This is a genomic window from Salinibaculum sp. SYNS191, from assembly GCF_037338445.1.
GTDB lineage: Archaea > Halobacteriota > Halobacteria > Halobacteriales > Haloarculaceae > Salinibaculum > Salinibaculum marinum.
This window is the reverse complement of the sequence record NZ_CP147838.1, coordinates 2,174,934-2,194,502: the sequence shown is the minus strand read 5'-3', so window position 1 is coordinate 2,194,502 and position 19,569 is coordinate 2,174,934. Positions and strand designations below refer to the sequence as shown.

20 protein-coding genes are annotated in these 19,569 nt (G+C 67.6%); 12 read left to right on the top strand and 8 right to left on the bottom strand.

What is annotated here, in order from left to right; all coding sequences use genetic code 11:
* Nucleotides 1–6: 6 nt before the first annotated feature.
* Nucleotides 7–2,136: an ATP-dependent DNA helicase gene (locus WDJ57_RS11760; protein ID WP_338906290.1), complete on the bottom strand. Its 2,130-nt coding sequence runs from the start codon at nt 2,134–2,136 to the stop codon at nt 7–9.
* A gap of 224 nt (nt 2,137–2,360) precedes the next feature.
* Here WDJ57_RS11760 and WDJ57_RS11755 point away from each other — a divergent pair, with 224 nt between their 5' ends.
* Nucleotides 2,361–3,512: a DUF3179 domain-containing protein gene (locus tag WDJ57_RS11755; RefSeq protein ID WP_338901008.1), complete on the top strand. Its 1,152-nt coding sequence runs from the start codon at nt 2,361–2,363 to the stop codon at nt 3,510–3,512.
* A 12-nt stretch (nt 3,513–3,524) separates the two neighbouring features.
* Here the strand turns inward: WDJ57_RS11755 and WDJ57_RS11750 are convergent, their stop codons facing one another.
* From WDJ57_RS11750 to WDJ57_RS11730, 5 genes are all read right to left on the bottom strand, one after another.
* The gene (locus WDJ57_RS11750) at nt 3,525–4,154 is read right to left on the bottom strand and encodes a phosphoribosyltransferase (RefSeq protein ID WP_338901007.1); all 630 of its coding nucleotides are present in this window, start codon (nt 4,152–4,154) and stop codon (nt 3,525–3,527) included.
* Between the two features lie 99 nt (nt 4,155–4,253).
* Nucleotides 4,254–5,555: a malate synthase AceB gene (gene aceB, locus WDJ57_RS11745; RefSeq protein ID WP_338901006.1), complete on the bottom strand. Its 1,302-nt coding sequence runs from the start codon at nt 5,553–5,555 to the stop codon at nt 4,254–4,256.
* Nucleotides 5,556–5,687: 132 nt separating this feature from the next.
* Nucleotides 5,688–6,758, bottom strand: coding sequence for an isocitrate lyase (gene aceA, locus WDJ57_RS11740; RefSeq protein WP_338901005.1), 1,071 nt, complete (start codon nt 6,756–6,758; stop codon nt 5,688–5,690).
* A gap of 231 nt (nt 6,759–6,989) precedes the next feature.
* Nucleotides 6,990–7,133, bottom strand: coding sequence for a hypothetical protein (locus WDJ57_RS11735; protein WP_338901004.1), 144 nt, complete (start codon nt 7,131–7,133; stop codon nt 6,990–6,992).
* A gap of 133 nt (nt 7,134–7,266) precedes the next feature.
* The gene (locus WDJ57_RS11730; protein ID WP_338901003.1) at nt 7,267–7,992 is read right to left on the bottom strand and encodes a fumarylacetoacetate hydrolase family protein; all 726 of its coding nucleotides are present in this window, start codon (nt 7,990–7,992) and stop codon (nt 7,267–7,269) included.
* Nucleotides 7,993–8,114: 122 nt separating this feature from the next.
* Between WDJ57_RS11730 and WDJ57_RS11725 the strand changes: the two genes are divergently transcribed.
* On the top strand, nt 8,115–9,266 hold the full coding sequence (locus WDJ57_RS11725; protein WP_338901002.1) for a hypothetical protein: 1,152 nt from the start codon (nt 8,115–8,117) through the stop codon (nt 9,264–9,266).
* A gap of 7 nt (nt 9,267–9,273) precedes the next feature.
* Here WDJ57_RS11725 and WDJ57_RS11720 read toward each other — a convergent pair whose 3' ends face one another.
* Nucleotides 9,274–10,263, bottom strand: a complete 990-nt coding sequence (locus WDJ57_RS11720) for a cation diffusion facilitator family transporter (RefSeq protein WP_338901001.1) — start codon at nt 10,261–10,263, stop codon at nt 9,274–9,276.
* A gap of 90 nt (nt 10,264–10,353) precedes the next feature.
* Here WDJ57_RS11720 and WDJ57_RS11715 point away from each other — a divergent pair, with 90 nt between their 5' ends.
* The gene (locus WDJ57_RS11715) at nt 10,354–10,857 is read left to right on the top strand and encodes a metallophosphoesterase (protein WP_338901000.1); all 504 of its coding nucleotides are present in this window, start codon (nt 10,354–10,356) and stop codon (nt 10,855–10,857) included.
* A gap of 83 nt (nt 10,858–10,940) precedes the next feature.
* Here the strand turns inward: WDJ57_RS11715 and WDJ57_RS11710 are convergent, their stop codons facing one another.
* Nucleotides 10,941–11,780, bottom strand: a complete 840-nt coding sequence (locus WDJ57_RS11710; protein ID WP_338900999.1) for an ArsR/SmtB family transcription factor — start codon at nt 11,778–11,780, stop codon at nt 10,941–10,943.
* 81 nt (nt 11,781–11,861) lie between these two features.
* Here WDJ57_RS11710 and WDJ57_RS11705 point away from each other — a divergent pair, with 81 nt between their 5' ends.
* The 9 genes from WDJ57_RS11705 (at nt 11,862) to WDJ57_RS11665 (ending at nt 19,546) form a co-directional block, all read left to right on the top strand.
* Nucleotides 11,862–12,092 (top strand): hypothetical protein, encoded by a 231-nt coding sequence (locus WDJ57_RS11705; protein ID WP_338900998.1) that lies wholly within the window; start codon nt 11,862–11,864, stop codon nt 12,090–12,092.
* A 40-nt stretch (nt 12,093–12,132) separates the two neighbouring features.
* Nucleotides 12,133–12,261: a hypothetical protein gene (locus WDJ57_RS11700; RefSeq protein WP_338900997.1), complete on the top strand. Its 129-nt coding sequence runs from the start codon at nt 12,133–12,135 to the stop codon at nt 12,259–12,261.
* Between the two features lie 52 nt (nt 12,262–12,313).
* Nucleotides 12,314–13,390, top strand: a complete 1,077-nt coding sequence (locus WDJ57_RS11695) for an aminopeptidase (protein ID WP_338900996.1) — start codon at nt 12,314–12,316, stop codon at nt 13,388–13,390.
* A gap of 120 nt (nt 13,391–13,510) precedes the next feature.
* Entirely contained in the window at nt 13,511–14,842 is a 1,332-nt protein-coding gene (locus WDJ57_RS11690) for an MFS transporter (protein ID WP_338900995.1), read from the top strand.
* 62 nt (nt 14,843–14,904) lie between these two features.
* Entirely contained in the window at nt 14,905–15,516 is a 612-nt protein-coding gene (locus tag WDJ57_RS11685; protein ID WP_338900994.1) for a translation initiation factor IF-2 subunit beta, read from the top strand.
* Nucleotides 15,517–15,586: 70 nt separating this feature from the next.
* The gene (locus WDJ57_RS11680) at nt 15,587–16,699 is read left to right on the top strand and encodes a branched-chain amino acid ABC transporter permease (protein WP_338900993.1); all 1,113 of its coding nucleotides are present in this window, start codon (nt 15,587–15,589) and stop codon (nt 16,697–16,699) included.
* Nucleotides 16,696–17,991 (top strand): branched-chain amino acid ABC transporter permease, encoded by a 1,296-nt coding sequence (locus tag WDJ57_RS11675; RefSeq protein WP_338900992.1) that lies wholly within the window; start codon nt 16,696–16,698, stop codon nt 17,989–17,991. Before WDJ57_RS11680 ends, WDJ57_RS11675 begins: the two co-directional genes overlap by 4 nt.
* Nucleotides 17,988–18,845: an ABC transporter ATP-binding protein gene (locus tag WDJ57_RS11670; protein ID WP_380629788.1), complete on the top strand. Its 858-nt coding sequence runs from the start codon at nt 17,988–17,990 to the stop codon at nt 18,843–18,845. Before WDJ57_RS11675 ends, WDJ57_RS11670 begins: the two co-directional genes overlap by 4 nt.
* Complete coding sequence (locus WDJ57_RS11665; protein ID WP_338900991.1) at nt 18,842–19,546, top strand: ABC transporter ATP-binding protein; 705 nt, start codon at nt 18,842–18,844, stop codon at nt 19,544–19,546. The genes WDJ57_RS11670 and WDJ57_RS11665 overlap by 4 nt, the downstream gene beginning before the upstream one ends.
* The last annotated feature ends 23 nt before the right edge of the window (nt 19,547–19,569 follow it).

Here is a 19,569-nt window from a genome sequence, read left to right as displayed (position 1 = left end):
GTATCGCTACGGCGTCGGCGGGTCACCGTCGTATGCATCCACATCTTGATAGAAGTTCAACAGCCCGAACTTCAGTTTCTCGGGCTGGACGTCTATCATCTCTGCCCGTTCCTCGGCGGGGAACGCGCCGCGGACGGCGTACTGTCCCATCTCTATCTCGGCGCGCTCGGTGTACCGGCCGTCGACGAGGATGCGCGCGCCGAAGTCCTCCGGCGAGCGCACGACCCGCCCCATCGCCTGCCGGGTCTTGCGGATGGTCGGAATCTCGACGGCGTAGTGCCAGCCGGCGTCCTCGCCCTGCACCGTGGGTCCGGAGCCTTCCTTCTCGCCCACGTCGAAGGCCGCGTCGTAGGCCTCCTGGACGGCCTCCATCCGGTCGTCCAGGTGCGGGTAGGGGACGCCGACCACGACGACGGTACGGGCGTCGTCGCCGTCGAAGCTCACCCCCTCGCCGAGCGTGCCCCACAGCGACGTGAACAGGATGCCGTCGCCGTCGGCGGCGAACTCCTCGCGGAGGTCGTTGGCCGGGGTGCCGGGTTCGTCCAGGTAGCGGTTACCCACCATCACGCGCTCGTGGTAGCGCTGGGCCTCGGAGTAGGAGGGGAAGAACACGAGCGTGTTGCCGGGCGTGAAGTGGGCGGCGTCCTCGATGACCTCGGTGATGGTCTCCTGGACGTGCCGGTCGTCGCGCTTGCTGGCGAACAGTTCCGGCCCGTCGACGGCGTAGGTCCGGCGGCGCTCCTCGGGGAACTGCGCGCCGTAGGCCATCGTCTCCGGGTCGTCCAGGCCGAGGACGTCCTCGGTCACCTCGAAGGGCCGCAGCGTCGCGCTCATCAGGACGCTCGCGTGGAGTTCGTCGAACAGCCCTCGCGTCACCTGCTCGGGGATGCAGGTGTACAGTTCCGCGCGGCCGTACACATCGTCGGTGTCCTCGTCCCGACGAGTGCTGACGACCGGATACGTCCCCATCTCGTCGCCCTCCTCCAGCCACGACCGGACGAAGGCGGCGGCCTGTAGCGTCTGGCACTCCTGGCGGACGGTCGCGTCACCGTTCTTGTAGGCCTCCTCGTACTCCTGGTCGAGTTCCCGGCCGAGTTCGACGGCGTGGTCGAGTTCCTCGGAGAAGCCGGGACCGGTGTAGTTCTGGAGAAACGTGAGTGTGAGGTCGTCCCGGCGGTCGTCGTTGGCGATGGCGAGGTCGTACCAGTTCTCGCCGACCTGTTCGCGCTCGCCGAAGGAGAAGGCCTCGTCGTAGGCTTCCCGCAGGGCTTCGAGGAACGTCCCGAGGACGTTGTATGCTGGCTCCGAGCGGGCGTCGTCGGATTCGGTGAGTTCGTCCAGCGCGCTCTCCAGCGTGTTCTCGGTGACCGTCCGCCGGGCGTGGTCGCGGGCCGCGTCCTCGACGTTGTGGGCCTCGTCGAAGATGGCGATGACGTCCTCGGGGTCCCGGCCGAGCCACCGGAAGAACTGCTGGCGTATCATCGGGTCCAGCAGGTGGTGGTAGTTACAGACCACGAGGTCGACGTTCTCGATGCCCTCCTTCAGGAGCTCGTAGCCGCAAAAGCCCTCGCCGTGGGCGCGCTCGTAGATTTCGTCCGGCGTGCGCACGTCGTCGTACAGCCACGCGAAGAAGTCGTCGGTGTCGGCAGTGAGGTTCCGGTAGTAGTGGTCGCAGGTGGCCCTGTCCTCGAACTCCGCCAGGTCGTCCTCGACGGCGTCGAGTTCGTCCATGACCGCCGACCGGGCCTCGGCGGCCCCGCTGTCGCCGCCCTGGCTATCGCTCAGGAGGTTTCGCTGCTGGCGTTCGAGGTCGGCCAGTTCCTCCTCGGTCTCGACCAGGTCGCGGGTGGTGTCGCGCAGCGCCTGGCACTCCTCGTACCCGACGTCGATGTGACACATCGAGGCCTTCCCGCGGAAGACGACGGCGCGAATCGGTTCCTCGTCCGTAATCGCCGAGGCGTCGCGGCGGAACTGCCGCATCTGCTGGTGGACGTTCGTCGTGATGACCACCGTCTTCGACGTCTCGCGGGCGTACTCGAGTGCGGGCGCGAGCGAGGCCAGCGTCTTGCCGGTCCCCGTCGCGCCCTCGAAGAGGATGTCCGACCCGTCGGCCAGCGCGTCGTGGATGCGCCCCATCGCCTCGCGCTGGTGGTCGTAGGGCTCCTCGTAGGGGAAAAACCGCAGGTAGCCCGCTGTCTCTGACACGGGCGGGGGTAGGACGCTTTCGATTATAAACTGCCGCCCCGGAGTGAAGGTGGAGTGAGTGGGAGGCGTCGGCCGCGTGCCGCCCGCGACGCGGTTGTGAGCGACCCGCGCCCCATCGACGTACGCTTTAGCCGGTTTCGCCCGTATCCGTTGTCATGAACCGCCGCCGCTTCCTGGGCATCGTCGGCACCGGCTTCACCGTCGGGGCCGCCGGGTGTCTCTCCGACGGGGGCTCGCCCGGGACCACTCCCGCCGGCCCGACCGGAACCGACCCCGCACCCACGGTCACGGTCGAGGGGGACTCGACCCGCGTGGGCAGCCTGGCCGACCCCGACCTGCCCCTGTCGGACAGCGACCTCCGCCGGGGCGCAGCGAAGGACGCCATCCCGGCCATCACCGACCCCGTCTTCGGGCCCGACTGGAGCGAGGAGAGCGCCGACTTGGCCGACGACGAGCGCGTCATCGGTGTCACCGCCGGCGACGCCGCCCGTGCGTACCCCCTGGCCGTCCTGAACTGGCACGAGGTCGTCAACGACAACTTCGGCGGCCCGCTGCTGGTCACGTTCTGCCCGCTGTGTGGCTCCGGCGTGACCGCCGAGCGCCGCGTCGACGGCCAGGAGACCGTCTTCGGCGTCTCCGGGCTCCTCTGGATGTCCGACCTGGTGATGTACGACGCGCTCACGGAGTCGCTGTGGAGCCAGGTGCTCGGCAAGGCCGTCAAGGGGCCCAAAACCGGCACGGCGCTGGCGCTTCGCCCCTCGACCATCACGACCTGGGGGGAGTGGCGCGGTGAACATCCCGAGACGGAGGTGCTGCTCCCGCCGCCGAAGTCGGCGACGGTCAAGGGCGAGGTCTCGCGCGACTACGACCGCGACCCCTACGTCGGCTACGACAGCAGCCGTCGCATCGGCATCGGCGGCGACACCGCTGACGGCCGCCTCCACCCGAAGGCGTCGGTCATCGGCGTCGCGACCGACGAGGCCGCCCGCGCGTACCCCCTGGAGACGGTCCAGGACCGCGGCGGCGTCGTCAACGACACCGTCGGGGACCTCCCCGTGGTCGTCGCGGCCACCGCCGACGGTTCGCTGGTCGCCTACGAGCGCACCGTCGACGGCACCACCCTCACGTTTGCTCGCGACGGCGACGTCCTGACGGCCGGCGGGTCCCGGTGGCGCATCGTCAGCGGCCGGGCCCAGGACGGCCCCCACGAGGGAACGACGCTGACCCGGGCCAACGACCGCTCGCCGATGTTCTGGTTCGCCTGGGCGGACTTCTACCCCGGCACCGAGATATTCGGCCAGGGGTAGGGTGGGACCTGTTCAGGCAGCGGCGGTGAGCGCCTCGCGGACCTCCTCGTCGGTGACCTGGTCGAATCGGTCGTAGAACCGCCCGACGGCCCCGAACGGCTCCGGCGTCGCCACCGCGACCACGTCGTCGGCTTCCCGCCCGACCATCTCCAGCGACGACGGCGCGCCCACCGGGACGGCGAGAATCACCTCGCTCGCGCCGCGTTCCCGGGTCGCCCGCAGCGCGGCACACGCCGTCGCGCCCGTCGCTACCCCGTCGTCGACGACGAGTACGCGCTTGCCGCTCACGTCGGGCGTCTCCCGGTCGGTCCGGAAGTGTGCGGCCTTCTCGGCGGCCGACGCCTCGGCCTGTTCGCGCCGGTTGGCGAAGACGGACTCGTCGACGCCGAGTTCGGCGACGAGGTCGTCGTTGAACCACGCCGTCCCGTCGCTGCTGACCGCGCCAAGCGCCAGTTCCTCCCGCCGCGGCGTCCCGATTTTCTGGACGACGACGACGCCGAGGGGACAGCCCAGTCGCTCGGCGACGACGCGGGCGACCGGCACGCCGCCGCGCGTGATTCCCAGCACGACGTCGGCCTCGACGTCCTGAGATTCGAGGCGGTCGGCGAGACGGTGGCCCGCCTCGGTCCTGTCGGTGAACATGTGTTATCGTGGCACAGACGAGACGAAATAGCTCCCGGTGTGGGAGACGGCGTCGCGACTGGACGGGCAGCGTCGAAAAAATCGGTGAGAGTCGCGGCTTCAGTTGCCGACTTCCATCGCGCGCTCGACGACGTCCTCGCTGTAGAGTTCGGCGAGGTCGTCGTGCTGGTCGGGACGGTTGTCGTAGACGTCCTGGAACAGCGTGATGGGGGTCTGCAGGGCCTGGTAGGTGGCCTCGTCCCACATGCGGTCGCGGCTGATGTCGACCTCGACGTCGCCGATGCGGACCGTCGCGGCCTGGGTCATCGCGATAGCGCCCTTGCCGGCCTCCTTGGCGGCCTCGAACTCCTCCATGGAGTCGACGATGTCGTTCATGCTCGGGACGTAGGAGACCAGGTCGAGCAGTTCCTGCGCGAGTTCGTCGTCGTCGGCGACCTCGGTCTCGTCGGTGCCGACCGTCAGGACGTAGCCGTCGCCGCTCTCCTCGACGGAGATGCGGTCGCCCTTGTAGGCCCAGACGCCGTCCTCCTCGTCGAGTTCGACTTCGTCGCCGGCGGCGTCGATGAGCCAGTAGCCCGCTGCCGGGGGCAGGGGCGACTTGTTGGCCTCGACGACCTGGCCGGGCGTGAGCGACCAGATGCCGAGTTGCCCTTTGGCCTGGTTGTCGGTCATGCGCTCGCGGTAGCCCTCGACGTCGCGGATGTCGTCGTACGGGCCGTCGACGGCGATGAGGCCGGCGGCGTCGGCCGCGCGCGAGGTGTTGTGGCGCAGTTCGGGCCACGGCGGCAGTTCGCCCGTGGGCGTGATGGCGCGCATGCTCTTGGTGTAGTCGACCTCACCGTTGACCAGCATGAACAGCCGTTCGAGGTTGTTCGACGGGCGTCCAATCTCGGTGCGCAGTTCCTCCATCGCGAGTTCGGAGGCACCGCACTCGACGATGACGGACATCGCGAGGCTGCCCTCGCCGAGGTCGTGTTCGTTCTCGACGATGGTCAGGAACTCGTCGGCCTTCTTCCAGTCGTCGATGTCGCCGACTTCGGGGATGACGAAGCCGTCGATGTGCTGGATGGCCCCGTTCTCGGGATCGGCGATCTCCATCAGGTGCTTGAAGCCCTGGTGGCGCGTGTCGGGGCTGTCGCGGTGCCAGACGATGCGGGGGTGAATCTCCGCGGGGAAGTCTTCCCCGTGCTCGGAGATGACGTCGATGATGTTCTGGGCACCCTCGTCGCGCATGTTCGGCGCGGTGGCGTCCTCGTTGTCCGGGACCCAGACGTCGGGTGCCTGCATCCCGCGGAGCTGTGCCGCGCTTCGCATCATCTTGGCCGAGTCGTCTTCACCCTCGACGGCTGTCGGCGAGGTGAAGAACGTCCGAACGAACTTCCGGGCGTGTTTTCGTTCCATGTGTCATGTTCTACCTCCACTCCCCGACTATTAAAGATGGTCAAATCGGCGCGACGGGATGAAGGAATTTCACGGCTCACAGGCTCTAGGCGGCGTGAAAATCGAAAGAGGAAAAATCGAGAGCGGCCGGAATCAGTCGTCGTTGGATTCGCTGGTGAGGACGGTGTCGCCCTCTTCGGTGAACCCTGCGGACTTCTCCTGGCGCTCGGCGGCCTCGGGGTCGAATTCGGCCTCGATCTCCTGGAAGCGCGGGACGAACGAGAGCTCGTGGTGGCTCTCGGTCGGGTGGCCCAGGTAGCGGTCTTCGAGGTCGAACTGCGCCTCCTCGGCGTTCTCGGCGATGTTGACCATGTCCTCGTAGACGGCGTGAGCACCCGAGTGCAGGGCGTACAGCGTGATGAACTGGTACTTGTAGCCGAGGTCGCCCAGTTCCTGGAACGTGAGCGGGTCCTCCTCCTCGCTCCAGGCGAAGGAGCTGGAGTAGTTGAAGGCCAGCTTCAGGTCGGGGTGGGTCTCGTGGATGGTCTCGGCGTACTCGACGGCGTCCTCACGGGACGGGTCGGGCATCTCGGGCCAGACCAGGTCGACGCCGGCGTCGGCGTAGAGCCGACCGCGTTCGAGGTGTTCCTCCCAGTCGCCGTTGGCGGAGCCGTAGGCGTCCGTCCGGGCGATGATGATGGTGTCCTCGTCCTGCTTGGCGTCGACGGCCGCGCTGAAGCGGGCGACGGCGTCCTCTCGCGAGACGATCTGCTTGCCGGCGATGTGGCCGCAGCGCTTGGGCGTCGTCTGGTCCTCGATGTGGACCGCGGCGACGCCGACCTTCTCGTACTCGCGGACGGCGCGGCGGACGTTGTGGATGCCGCCGTAGCCGGTGTCACAGTCCGCGATGATGGGCAGGTTCGTGGCCTCGACCTGGCGCTTGGCGTTCTCGACCATCTCGCGCATGTCGACCATCTCGAGGTCCGGGAAGCCGAACTGGCCCAGCACCGTGGAGTAGCCGGACATGTAGACGGCGTCCAGACCGGCCATCTCGGCCAGGCGGGCGTCCAGCGCGTGGTAGGTACCCGGCGCGAAGACGTAGTCCTGGTTGTTCAGCATGTCCCGCAGTTCGCGGGCCGCGTCGTTTTCCACGTCGCGGATGTACGGGTCGGTGCTCTTGACTCGGCTCGCAACTTCGTCGATTCCGTCGTCGTCTTGTGTCATGATTGGAGTGTGTGTCCGCGTTCGAGACGCGGGGTATCTTGCATCCACCCGGAAACGGCGGGTATAGAAAAATGTTATGAACTATAATGATAATATTCTTTAATGCATTTAGATACCTTGCCCACGTCTAGGACCTTAAATTGCGTGTGACTCTCTTGCAGGCTCCCGGGCAGTCACCGAGCGGGCGCGCCCCGCGCCGTCCACTCCGGCGCAGTCACGCCCGCCGTGGGCTCACTCGAACCGGCTCGTCGCCGCGAGACGGTCCCCACAGAGCGGGCACATCCCGATGGCGATGTCTACACGGGCCGTGTAGTCGCAGGGGGCGCATTCGTAGTACGTGTCTTCGACGGCGGATGATGACTCGCTCTTACTCATCGTATGTAAATCAATTCTGGATTTCTCTACTTAGAAGTTCCGTACAATGTCTTCACAAGACCTAGAATGTTTACCTATTCTCGTAGGTAGTGATTGATTATGGGAAACAGGCGGGCGCCGTCGCCCCGGCCGCTCACTCGTCGGGTGCGACGACGGTGTTGCGCAGGGTCCCGATACCCTCGTACCAGATTTCGATGTCGTCGCCGGGTTCCAGCAGGCCCGGATTCGCGGGGCTGCCGAAGGAAATCACGTCGCCCGGCCTGAAGGTGTACCGCTCGGAGAGGAAGGCGATCGTCTCGTAGGGGTCGAAAATCATCCAGTCCGTCGTCGCGTCCTGGCGTTTCTCCCCGGAGATGTGCGTCTCCATGTCGATGCCGCGGGGGTCGAGGTCCGTCTCGATGACCGGGCCGAGTGGCCCCGACCCGTCGAAGGCCTTCCGGGCGGTGCGCCGCTCCTGGTCGAGCGCGTCCAGGTCGTTCAGGATGGTCCACCCGCGCAGGACCTCCCGGACCTCGTCCTCGCCGTCCAGGTCGGTGCACTCCTCGTCGACGACCGCGGCGAGTTCGCCGGCGTAAGTGAGTTCTTCGGTCCACTCGGGGTGGACGATGGGCTCGTCGGGGTGGTGCAGCGAGACGGCGGGCTTGATGAACCAGTCCGGGATGTCCGGGACGTCGTAGTCCATCTGGTCGATTTTCTCCGCGAAGTTGCGCCCGACGCAGTAGAAGGTACCCGGTTCGCAGGGCGCGAGCAGGTCCGCGTCCGCGCCGACCTCGTAGGTCCCCGCGTCGGTCGTAACCGTGCCGTCGTCGTACTCGCCGGTCTGGACGCCGTCGTCGGTCCGGATGCGTGCCAGTTTCATCACCGCCGGGTTCGCACAGACTCCGTTTAGGTGATTCGACTTGCCGTGGACGGCTGTCCGGTCGGCTCGCTCGTGGTGTAAGGCACCGCCAAACTATACCCGGATGCGCCGACAGACTCTCTATGGTTCGTCCCACTTTCGTGCCAGTTGCACTCGCCCTCGCCGTCGCACTGGCCGGGTGTCCGGCCTCGGAGACACCTGGGTCCCCGACGCCCACCGCCTCCCCGACCGCGACGGCCACGCCCACCGCCACGGCGACACCAGGGGCAACACCGACGCCAACCCCGACGGCGTCACCACCGACCGGTGACCTCGCGCCCGGCGTGACCGCCGACGGCATCGCCGACGTGGAGGCCCTGTTGTCCGCCCACGAGTCGACGCTGCTCGCCGACGGGACGACGCTGGATTTCGAGGTCACGCGCACCGAACCGGGCGGGACCGTCTCCCAGCGCTCGAACCAGACGCTCTCGCTCGGCCCGGGTTCCCGCCCGGTGACGGTCAACGGCTCCGGGCTCGGTCCCGACGGCCCCCTCCGGGTCGACGCGTGGCTGACCGACGCGACCTCGCTGTACCGTTTCCAGGACGGTAACAGCACGGGCTACCGGGTGCTGGACCCGCTCTCCGACACCACCCGGCTCGTCTGGCCCGGGAACGTCGACACGTACCTCCGGGCCGCCGCCGGCAACTTCACCGTGGCCTCGACCGGCACCGAGGACGGGACCCGCGTCGCGACGCTGACGGCGGGGCTTGACCTCGTCAACGGCTCCACCGACCCCGACACGGAGATGACGGTGACTATCACCGGCGACGGGGTCATCCGCTCGTTCGACCTCACGCAGACCCAGCCAGACGGCGACGAGTACGGCATCGCCTACCGCGTCCGGGCGGTGGGCGTCACGCCGGCCGAACCCGCCTGGGTCGCGTCGGTGCCCGACAGCGCCTTCCTCGACGTCGACCTCTCGGTGGCGGTCACCGACGACGCGCTCGTGACCGTCACGAACGACGGCCCCGACGCGGTGCCCGCGAACGCGACCGTCTCCGTCGCCGCCGGTGGGACCGCCTACGACGCGACGCTGGCCGACCCGCTCGGACCCGGCGAGACGCGGTGGCTGTGGGTCGACGACGGGACCGGGACGCTCACCGTGGCGGCCGAACAACCCGCCGCGCCGTCGGCCCGCGCGCTCGGCGGGCGGGCGACGGTCGTCGTCAGAACGGCGGACGGGACGACGCTGGCGACCGCTGACCTCGCCTGGCGGACGAACGGAACCCGCTGAGTCGCCGTCAGGCCCCGCCGTCGACCGACTGCACGTCGTCCTTCTCGACCTCGACGAACACCGACTTCACCTCGTCGTCGGCCGCCTTCAGCGTCCGCTCTATCTCGTCGATGACGTCGTCTATCTCCCGGCCGACCATCCCCGTCTCGAAGTCGACGTCGGCGGTCACCAGCAGGCTCTCGGGGCCGAAGTAGACCGTCCGGAAGTCGATGACGTCGGTGACGCCCTCGACCTCGGCGACGAGCGCGCGCAGGTCCGTCTCGTCCTCCCTGGGCAGGCTCTCGCCGATGAGCAGGCGCTTGTTCTCCCAGGCGAGCGCGATGGCGAAGCCCATGAGCATGATGCCGATGAGCAGCGCGGAGGCGGCGTCGTATATCTCGTTGCCCGTCGCGCGCGTGAGGTAGATGCCAAAGAGGGCGATGCCGGCACCGGCGAGCGCGATGGAGTCCTCGGTGAACGCCGTCAGCGTCGTCGTGTCGGCGGTCTTCTTGAAGGCCTCGCGGTAGCCGCTCCAGTCGTTCTCCTCGATCTGCTTTTTCATCCCGGCGCGGGCCTTGTAGAGCGCGTAGGTTTCGAAGACGATGGCCCCGACGAGGACGGTGTAGTTGACGTACACCGAGGGGAACGTCTGGCCGAAGTACGTGACCGTCTCCGCGCCGCCGTGGCCGCCGCCGTGGCCGCCGAGCGCCTGCTGGACCTCGTGGTAGCCGTGCTTGGCGGACTCCCAGCCCGCGATGCCAAAGAGCAGGACGCTGACGAGAAAGCTGTAGAAGAACTGTGACTTGCCGTACCCGAAGGGGTGGCGCTCGTCGGCCGCCCGACCGCTGTAGCGGATGCCGATGAGCAGGAACACCTGGTTGCCGGTGTCCGAGATGGAGTGGTAGGTTTCGGAGAGCATCGCCGGGCTGCCGGTCAGGAGGTAGCCGAAGAACTTCAGGACGGCAATCGCTCCGTTCGCGATGAGGGCCGCGATGACCACGGACTTGCTGCTTGCCATTGTGGCTCCACTCTCACCCCTGTCACAAGTATGGCCGGGATTCCGTCGCCGGACTGGGACGTTTATGCCGCCCGACCGCCCACGTCGGGTATGCTCGCTGTTCTCTCCGACACCCACGCCACCGCCGACCCGCCCCTGACCGACGCGATTCGCGAGGCCCTGGCCGACGCCACGGTCACGGTCCACGCCGGCGACTTCACGACGCCGGCCGTACTCGATACCTTCGAGGCGGCGACCGACCGGCTGGTGGCCGTCCAGGGCAACCGCGACGCGCTGGGCGTCCGCGAGCGTCTGCCCGAGACGGCCACGGTCGAGGCGCTGGACAGGCGGATTCTCGTGGTTCACGGGCACGAACACCACAGTACGAGTCTCCCGTTGCTCGCCAGACAAGAGGAGGCCGACGTGGTTATCGTCGGACACACACATCGGCCGGGGATTGAGCGGGTGGGGCAGGTGACGGTGCTCAATCCGGGGAGCCACGCCGACCCGCGCGGCAATCGCCCGGCCTTTGCGACGGTGGGGCAGGCAAGGGGTGGGGTCGAGGGGCAGTTGCGGACCCCAGCAGGGGATGTGTTCGAGCGAGCCGGGTTGTAAGAGGGCCGAAGCGGGTCAGCGCGCACTTCGACGTACGACGGGCAGGGAAAAGTAGCCGACGAATACTCAAACAGCGTTTTGAGCTACCGGACCGCCAGGACCGCGCCGACGACGACCAGCGCGAACAGACCGCCGGCGAAAAAGAGCAGCCCCGGCGGGAGCCCCGCGGCGACGTCCGGTGCGGCGTCCGCGGCCTCGGTCGCCGTCTGCGTCGCGTTGCTGACGGTCTCGGTCGCGCTCGCCGCCGTCTCCGTCATCGTCTCGATGGCAGTCTCGGTGGCCGTTCGCATCGGCTCGTCGGTCGGTGTCCCGGCGTCCGTCGTCACGTCGAAGGCACCCACCTGGCCGTCGCCGCCAGCCGTCGGGGTGTCCGCAGGGGCGGGGCTTGGGCTCGCTGTCTCCGTCGACACGTTCGCCCCGCCGGCCGCGGCCCCCTCTCCGCCGCCGGCGAGCGGTTCGCCGCCGTCGCCCCCGCCGAACAGTCCGCGCTCGCCGTAGAGTTGCTGGATGGCGAGGCTGGCGAGTCCGAGGACGCCGACGGCTCCGAGCACGCGCGACAGCGCCGAGCGCAGCAGCGAACTGTCGTCGTCGTCGCCAGCGAAGATGACCAGCGGCTGGTCGGCGGGAGCGTAGACGTCCATCTCGCGCCCCTTCGCGGAGTAGGCGGTGTCGACGACGGCGACGGCACCGGCGCTCTCCAGTTTCTCCAGGTGGTACTGTGCGTTCTGCAGGGAGGTGTCGACGCGGTCGGCGAGTTCGGAGGGGGCGGCGGGATCTTCGTGTATCTCCGCGAGCAGTTTCCGGGCGGTCTCGGAGGACAGCGCGGAGAGGACTTCCTCGGCGTCCTCGCTGTCGACGCCGACGACCCGGGGTTCGGCGTCGTCGGGCGGCGACGCCTCGGGTTTGGAGGGCAGCAGCGACATTGACTGGGAATTGTACGCCCTGCGGTATCAGTCTTTTCGACCTGGCGACAGGGATTTGTCCCTCGCTCCTGTACCGCGGGTATGGGCTGGCTCGCCAAAATCGGGAACCACATCTACGAGAACAGGGACGGGATGGTGTTCGACATGGCCTTCGCGCTGGTCTGGGTGACCCTCGTCGTCGCCTTCGTGACCATCGTCGACGGCCCGGACTGGGCACAGTACCTCCTGCTCGCTGCGGGTATCCCCGCGTACTTCGGGTTCGTCTACTCGCTGGAACTGGCGAAAGAACACCAGAAACAGCGCGGTGCCTGACGCCGAAACCACTTTCCGCCCGCCCCGTCTATCCCGCGATATGGCCGACGTCATCGTCCTCGGTATCCTCGCCGCCCTCCTGGTTTTCGTCTTCTTCATCTACCTGATGCTCCGGCGCACCGTCACGGGGTTCAAGGAGGGCATGGACCAGGGCCGACGGGACCGGTGAGGCTCGGTCCCGACCCAAAAGCGGTTTTGCCCCGCCCGCCCAGCACTGCGTCATGGACCCGCGAATCCGCGAACACGCCGAAATCATCGCCGACCACTCCGTCGACCTGCAGGAAGGTGACAACGTCGTCGTCCTCGGCCCGCCCGAGGCCGCGGACCTCGTCACCGCCCTCCACGAGGTCGTCGGCGACTACGGCGCGAACCCGCTCGCACTCGACAGCAACAGCCGCTTCTCCCGTGCGTTCCTGCGTGCTCGCGAGGACGACTTCGAGACGCCCGAGCACGAACTCGCGCTCATCGAGGAGACCGACGTCTACATCGCCATCCGCGCGGACCGCAACGTCACCGAGGCCAGTGACGTCTCGCCGGAGACAAACGCCGCCCACTCCCAGGCCAAACAGCCCATCCTCGACGAGCGGCTCTCGAAGCGCTGGTGTCTCACCCAGTTCCCCGCCCCGGCCAACGCCCAGCTCGCCGAGCTGAGCACCGAGGCCTACGAGAACTTCGTCTGGGACGCCATCAACAAGGACTGGGACGCCGTCCGCGAGCACCAGGCCCAGATGGTCGAGATTCTCGACCCCGCCGACGAGGTCCGCATCGTCTCCGGCGACACCACCGACGTCACGATGTCCGTCGCCGGCAACCCGACGCTCAACGACTACGGCGAGAAGAACCTCCCCGGCGGCGAGGTGTTCACCGCGCCCGTCCCCGACAGCGTCGAGGGCGAAGTGCTGTTCGACAAGCCGCTGTACCACCAGGGCCGGGAGGTCACCGACGTCTACCTGCAATTCGAGGACGGGCAGGTCGTCGACCACAGCGCCGAGAAGAACGAGGAGGTCCTGACCGAGGTGCTGGAGACGGACGAGGGCGCGCGCTATCTCGGCGAACTCGGCATCGGGATGAACCGCGACATCGACCGGTTCACCTACAACATGCTGTTCGACGAGAAGATGGGCGACACCGTCCACATGGCCGTCGGCCGCGCCTACGGCGACACCGTCGGCGAGGACAACGAGCAGAACCAGTCCGCGGTCCACGTCGACATGATCGTGGACATGGCGGAGGACTCCCGCATCGAGGTCGACGGCGAAGTCGTCCAGCGGGACGGGACCTTCCGGTTCGAAGAGTAGCGAGGTCTGACCGGAGGGAAGACCTCGAATCGGAACGGCGAGCGAAGCGAGCCGTCGACATGCATCGCCTGGTCCGGACATGGAACAGACTAATGAGGGCGCTCTCCTAGTCTATTCCAGATGGATTTCGACCTGGATTCCAGGATTCTCACGCTCGCGCTGGCGCGGATGGTCGACGCGCTGGCGAACTCCTTTCTCGTCGTCGTCCTGCCGCTGTACATCGGGAATGTCGTCGCACTTCCTGCCTTCGTGGGTACGACGCTCACCGTCGCCACCGTTGAGTTCACCGTCACGCCGGAGTTGCTCATCGGGGTCGTCCTCTCGCTTTTTGGCTTCCTCAACAGTTTCGGCCAGCCCTTCACCGGGTCGCTGTCGGACCGAACCGGCCGGCGAAAGGCCTTTCTCCTCCTCGGTCTGGCGCTGGTCGCCGTCGGCAGCGCGGGCTACATCCTGCTGCGCGACTACGTCTCGATTCTCCTGATGCGGGCGCTGCAGGGCGTCGGCGCGGCCTTCACAATCCCCGCGACCGTCGCGCTGGTCAACGAGTACTCCGCGTCGGACGAGCGCGGCGGCAACTTCGGGCTGTACAACACCTTCCGGCTGCTCGGCTTCGGCACGGGACCGCTGGTCGCCGGTATCGTCGTCTCGCAGGGTCCCTACCGCGTCGCCGGCTTCGACGTCTCCGGTTTCGACGCGGCCTTCCTGGTCGCCGTCGTCGGCGCGGTGCTCAGTTTCGCGCTCGTCACCGCGCTGATTCGCGACCCGGACCAGACCGAGGCCGAGGCCGGCGACGACATCTCCATCCAGATGCGCAACCCGGACGGGCCGGGGCTGGACCCCGTGTTCGCGCTGGGGCTGGCGACCATCGTGATGGCGTTCAGCCTCGCACTCTTTGCCCCGCTCGCGAACGTCATCAACGAGCGGCTGAACCAGGGCGAGTTCCTCTTCTCCGTCCAGTTCGGCGCGGCCGTCCTGGCGAACGTCATGTTCCAGTTCCCGCTGGGGCAGTGGAGCGACCGCTACGGCCGCCGCCCGTTCCTGCTGGGCGGGTTCGTCCTCCTGTTGCCGACGACGTTCGCGCAGGGCTTCGTCGGGTCGACGCCGGTCGTGACGCTTCTGCAGTCCGTGCCCGTCCTCGACCCCTCGCTGCTCATGGTGCTCGTCCGCTTCCTCCAGGGCGTCGCCATCGCGGCCGTGTTCGCGCCGTCGCTGGCGCTGGCCGGCGACCTGGCGAAGGAGGGCCAGTCCGGGTCGACGCTGTCGCTGCTGACGATGGGCTTCGGCCTCGGCATCGCCTTCGGCACGCTGTTTTCGGGCATCCTCGTCGGCTTCGCCTTCTACGTCCCATTCGTCGTCGCGACCGCCGCGGGCGTGGGCGCGCTCGCGCTGGTGTACACCCAGGTCGGCGAGACGGTCGACGACGCGGTGGGGATTCCGGCTGTCGGCGATTGACCGATGCGGGCCGTCACCACACGTCACGCCAGTCCTTTAGGTCGGTATCGCCTCTTGCGTGTATGAACTACGATTCTGCACTCGACAGGGCATACGACGAGTTGCCGGAGCAGGCCCACGACGAGGGCTCCCGCCTCAACGTCCCCGACCCCGTGGGTGAGACCGACGGCGCGTTCACACGGCTGAACAACATCAGCGACATCGCCGACGCGCTGGGCCGGGAACCCGACCACGTCCACAGCGCCATCCAGCGGGCGCTCGGTACCAGCGGTCAGTTCGACGGCGAGCGCGCCCGCTACAACGGCTCCTTCGACGAGAGCGACTTCGACGCCGCACTCGACGACTACATCGCCGAGTTCGTCACCTGCTCGGAGTGTGGCCTGCCCGACACCGTCCTCACGACCGAGGACGGCATCCAGATGCTGCGCTGCCAGGCCTGCGGTGCCTTCCGCCCGGTCCAGAAGCGCAGTTCCGCGTCCTCGCAGGCCAGCCAGGCCACGCTGGAGGAGGGCAAGAGCTACGAGGTCAAGATAACCGGCACCGGCCGCAAGGGCGACGGCGTCGCCGAGAAGGGCAAGTACACTATCTTCGTCCCCGGTGCCCGGGAGGGTGACGTGGTCACCGCCTACATCGAGAGCATCAACGGCAACCTTGCCTTTGCGCGACAGGTCTGAGGCCTGAGCGGGGCCTGTGCGGCGGTTCCGTACTGCTAACGTTTTATGTCTGTACTGTAATAGCGGAGGTATGGCACAACGTGAAGACGTGAACCCCGCGGTCGCCTTCGTCCGCGAGCGGCCGCTTGCGGTCGTCTTCGTCGTACTCGCACTCGTTCTCGGAGTCGACCTGATACGCAAACTCGCGATGGGGACGCTCCCCGTCGGCGACCTGGCGACCCACCTCTGGGACGGCACAGTACGCGGACTCAGCCTCGGACTCGCCGGCATCGGGCTGGCGATGACGTACAGCATCCTCAACTTCGCCAACTTCGCCCACGGCGACTTCATGACCACCGGGGCCTTCGTCGGGTGGGTGACCGCCTTTCTCATCGCCGGCTTCGGCGACTTCGCGACGGAGGCGCTGTTCTTTCTCGGCGGGCCGCTCCCGATAAACACCGGCACGCTCGGCATCAGCATCACCTCGACGCCGATTGCTATCGTCGTCGGCCTCCTGGTCGCGGCCGTCGCGGCTGCGGGTCTCGCGCGACTCGTCGACCGCATCGTGTTCAAGCCCATGCGGGGCCAGGGCGGCATCTCGCTGCTCATCGCCAGCGTCGGCGTCGCACTCGTCGTCCGGCATCTCCTTCTGTTCGTCTTCCAGGGTTCCTCGCGCGGCCTGACGGCCACCCAGCAGACGCCCTCTTACACCCTCGCCCTCGGTGACGGCTCGGTCACCATCACCGCCCACGAGGTCACGCTCATCGTCCTGGCGGCCGGACTGATGCTCGCGACCCACCTTCTCCTGCGCTACACGAAACTCGGCACCGCGATGCGTGCGATGGCCGACAACGAGGACCTCGCGCAGGTCACCGGCATCCCGACCGAGCGTATCATCCGCGCGACGTGGCTGCTCGGCGGCGGCCTGACCGGTGCTTCCGGGTATCTCATCGCGCTGGAACAGGGGACGCTCACCACGACGCTCGGCTGGGGCCTGCTGCTTCTCATCTTCGCTGCGGTCATCCTCGGCGGCATCGGGTCGGTGTACGGCGCGATGGCCGGCGGGCTGGTCATCGGCATCGCCGAGACGCTCTCGCAGGTCTGGATTCCCCAGAGCCTGACGTTGGCCGCCGTGTTCCTCGTGATGATTGCGATGTTGCTCGTCCGGCCGAAGGGGCTGCTCGGGGGTGTCGCGACCGTATGAGCACCGCCACCGGCGACCGTCTCCGGTCCTGGGTCGGGGTCAGCGACGCCCGCCTCCTGCTGGTCGTCTCGCTTTTCATCTACGCGCTGTTCGTCCTCGTCTCACTGCTGCTCAACAACGACCTCAACGGCATCGCCAACACCATCCGCCAGATTACGTTCCTCTCGGCCGTCTACGCCATGCTCGTCCTCGCGCTGAACCTCCAGTGGGGCTACGCCGGCCTGTTCAACCTCGGCGTCGCCGGCTTCATGGCCGTGGGCGTCTACACGATGGGGATACTGAGTACGGCCCCCACCAGTTCGCCGCCGGGGCTGGGGCTCCCGCTCCCCATCGGCATCCTCGGGGGCATCCTCGCCGCCGCGCTCGTCGGCGTCGTCGCCTCGCTGCCGGCGCTTCGCCTCCGCGGCGACTACCTCGCCATCGTAACCCTCGGCGTCTCAGAGATCATCCGCCAGACCTACCGCTCGGGCGTCTTCGAGGAGTTCGCGGTCGGCGGTCTCCAGATCGGCTTCGGCGGCCCGAGCGGGATGGCACTGCCGAAAAACCCCATCCGGATGCTCTTCTACGAGAACCCGACTGAAATCGCCTCGCCGCCGTCCGCGCTCGGCGAGGCCGTCTTCTCGACGTTCGCCACCTTCGGTATCACCGGGCCGGTCGTCGAGGGACTGGCATACGCGGTGGTGCTCATCCTCGTCGTCGCCGTCATCTACGTCCTCCTGCGCCGCGTCGGTAACTCGCCGTTCGGGCGCGTCCTCAAGGCCATCCGCGAGGACGAACTCGTCGCGAGCGCGCTCGGCAAGGACACCCGCTGGTTCAAGATCAAGGTGTTCGCGCTGGGCTGTGGCCTCATGGGCCTGGCGTCGATGCTCTGGTACATGGGCGGCATCGCCTCGACGACCTCGTTCCGCCCCATCACGACGTTCTACGTCTTCGTCGCGCTCATCATCGGCGGCGCTGGCTCGAACACCGGCAGCGTCATCGGCGGTGCGGTCTTCGCCAGCCTGCTGTTCGAGGGGCCGAACTTCCTCAGGCGGCTGGTCACCCAGCTGTTAGACGTCGGCGTCGCGCCGAACACGCTCGTCGACGCCGTCGCCCCGCTCGCGCAGTTCGACGTCACGCCGCTTTTGGCGTACACGCTGTCGGACGTCAACATCTCTGCGCTCCGGCTGGTCCTGCTGGGGGTCGTGCTCATCTACCTGATTCAGAACCGCCCGCAGGGGCTGCTCGGCCACCGCAAGGAGGTCGCCTCACCGATAGACCTCTCCGAGCGCTCGGGGGGTGACGACTCGTGACGACCGCACCACCCGACGCCGACGCGGACGCGAGCGACGGCGACAGTGCAGTCGACGCGGCCGAGCGCTCCACGGAGGACGGGTCGCTGCTGGAGGTCCAGAACCTCCGGAAGTCCTACGGCGGCATCACGGCCGTCGACGGCGTGACCTTCGACGTCACCGCCGGGTCGATGACGGGCCTCATCGGCCCCAACGGCGCGGGCAAGTCGACGACGTTCGACCTCATCACGGGCGTTCAGGAACCCGACAGCGGCCAGGTCGTCTTCGACGGGACGGACGTCACCGGCTTCCGGCCGTACCAGGCGGTCGAACGCGGCCTCGTCCGCACCTTCCAGATCGCCCGGGAACTCGACGAGATGACCGTTCTGGAGAACGTGATGCTCGCTCCCCAGGACCAGGTCGGCGAGAAACTCTGGCGGTCTGTGACCCCGGGCGTCCGCGACGGCGTCATCGCACAGGAGACGGAACTCCGCGAGCGCGCCTGGGACATGCTCGATTTCTTCGAAATCGACCACCTCGCGGAGGAGGAGGCCGGGTCGCTGTCGGGCGGCCAGCGCAAACTCCTGGAGATGGCCCGCGTGCTCATGACCGACCCCGACATGGTCCTGCTGGACGAACCGCTGGCCGGGGTCAACCCCAGCCTGGAGGAGAAACTGCTCGAACGCCTGCACGAACTGCGCGACGACGGCTACACCTTCCTGCTGGTCGAACACGACATGGACGTCATCATGAACCACTGCGACCCGGTCATCGTCATGCATCAAGGGCAGGTCCTGGTCACCGGGTCGCCCGAGACGGTACAGAACGACGAGCGCGTTCTCGAAGCCTACCTCGGGGGTGAGGTCGAGGAATGAGCCTGCTCGACATCCAGGGCCTCGACGCCGGCTACGGCGACCTCCAGATTCTCGACGGCGTCGACATGACCGTCGCGGAGGGCGAGTACGTCTCCATCGTCGGCCCCAACGGCGCGGGGAAGTCGACGGTCATGAAGTCCGTCTTCGGGCTGACGACGCACATGGGCGGGGAGATACTGTTCGCCGATGAAGACATCAGCGGCCGCGCGCCGGAGGAGATCATCACGCTCGGGCTGAGCTACGTCCCCCAGAGCGACAACGTCTTTCCGGGACTGACCGTCCGCGAGAACCTGGAGATGGGTGCGTACATCCTCGACGAGGTGCCCGACGACCGCCTCCGGATGGTGTTCGACCGCTTTCCGATTCTCGAGGACCGACAGAACCAGAAGGGCGGCTCGCTGTCGGGCGGCCAGCAGCAGATGCTCGCGATGGGACGGGCGCTCATGCTCGACCCCGACCTGCTCCTGCTCGACGAACCGAGCGCGGGGCTGGCACCGGACCTCGTCGACGACATGTTCGACCGCATCGACGACATCAACGACGCTGGCACCGCCGTCCTCATGGTCGAACAGAACGCGAAGGAGGCGCTGCGCCGTTGCGACCGCGGCTACGTCCTCGTCCAGGGCCAGAACCGCCACGAGGACACCGGCGACGCGCTGCTGGCCGACCAGCAGGTGCGCGAGGACTTCCTCGGCGGATAGCGAGGAGTAGAGAGAAGCGGTCC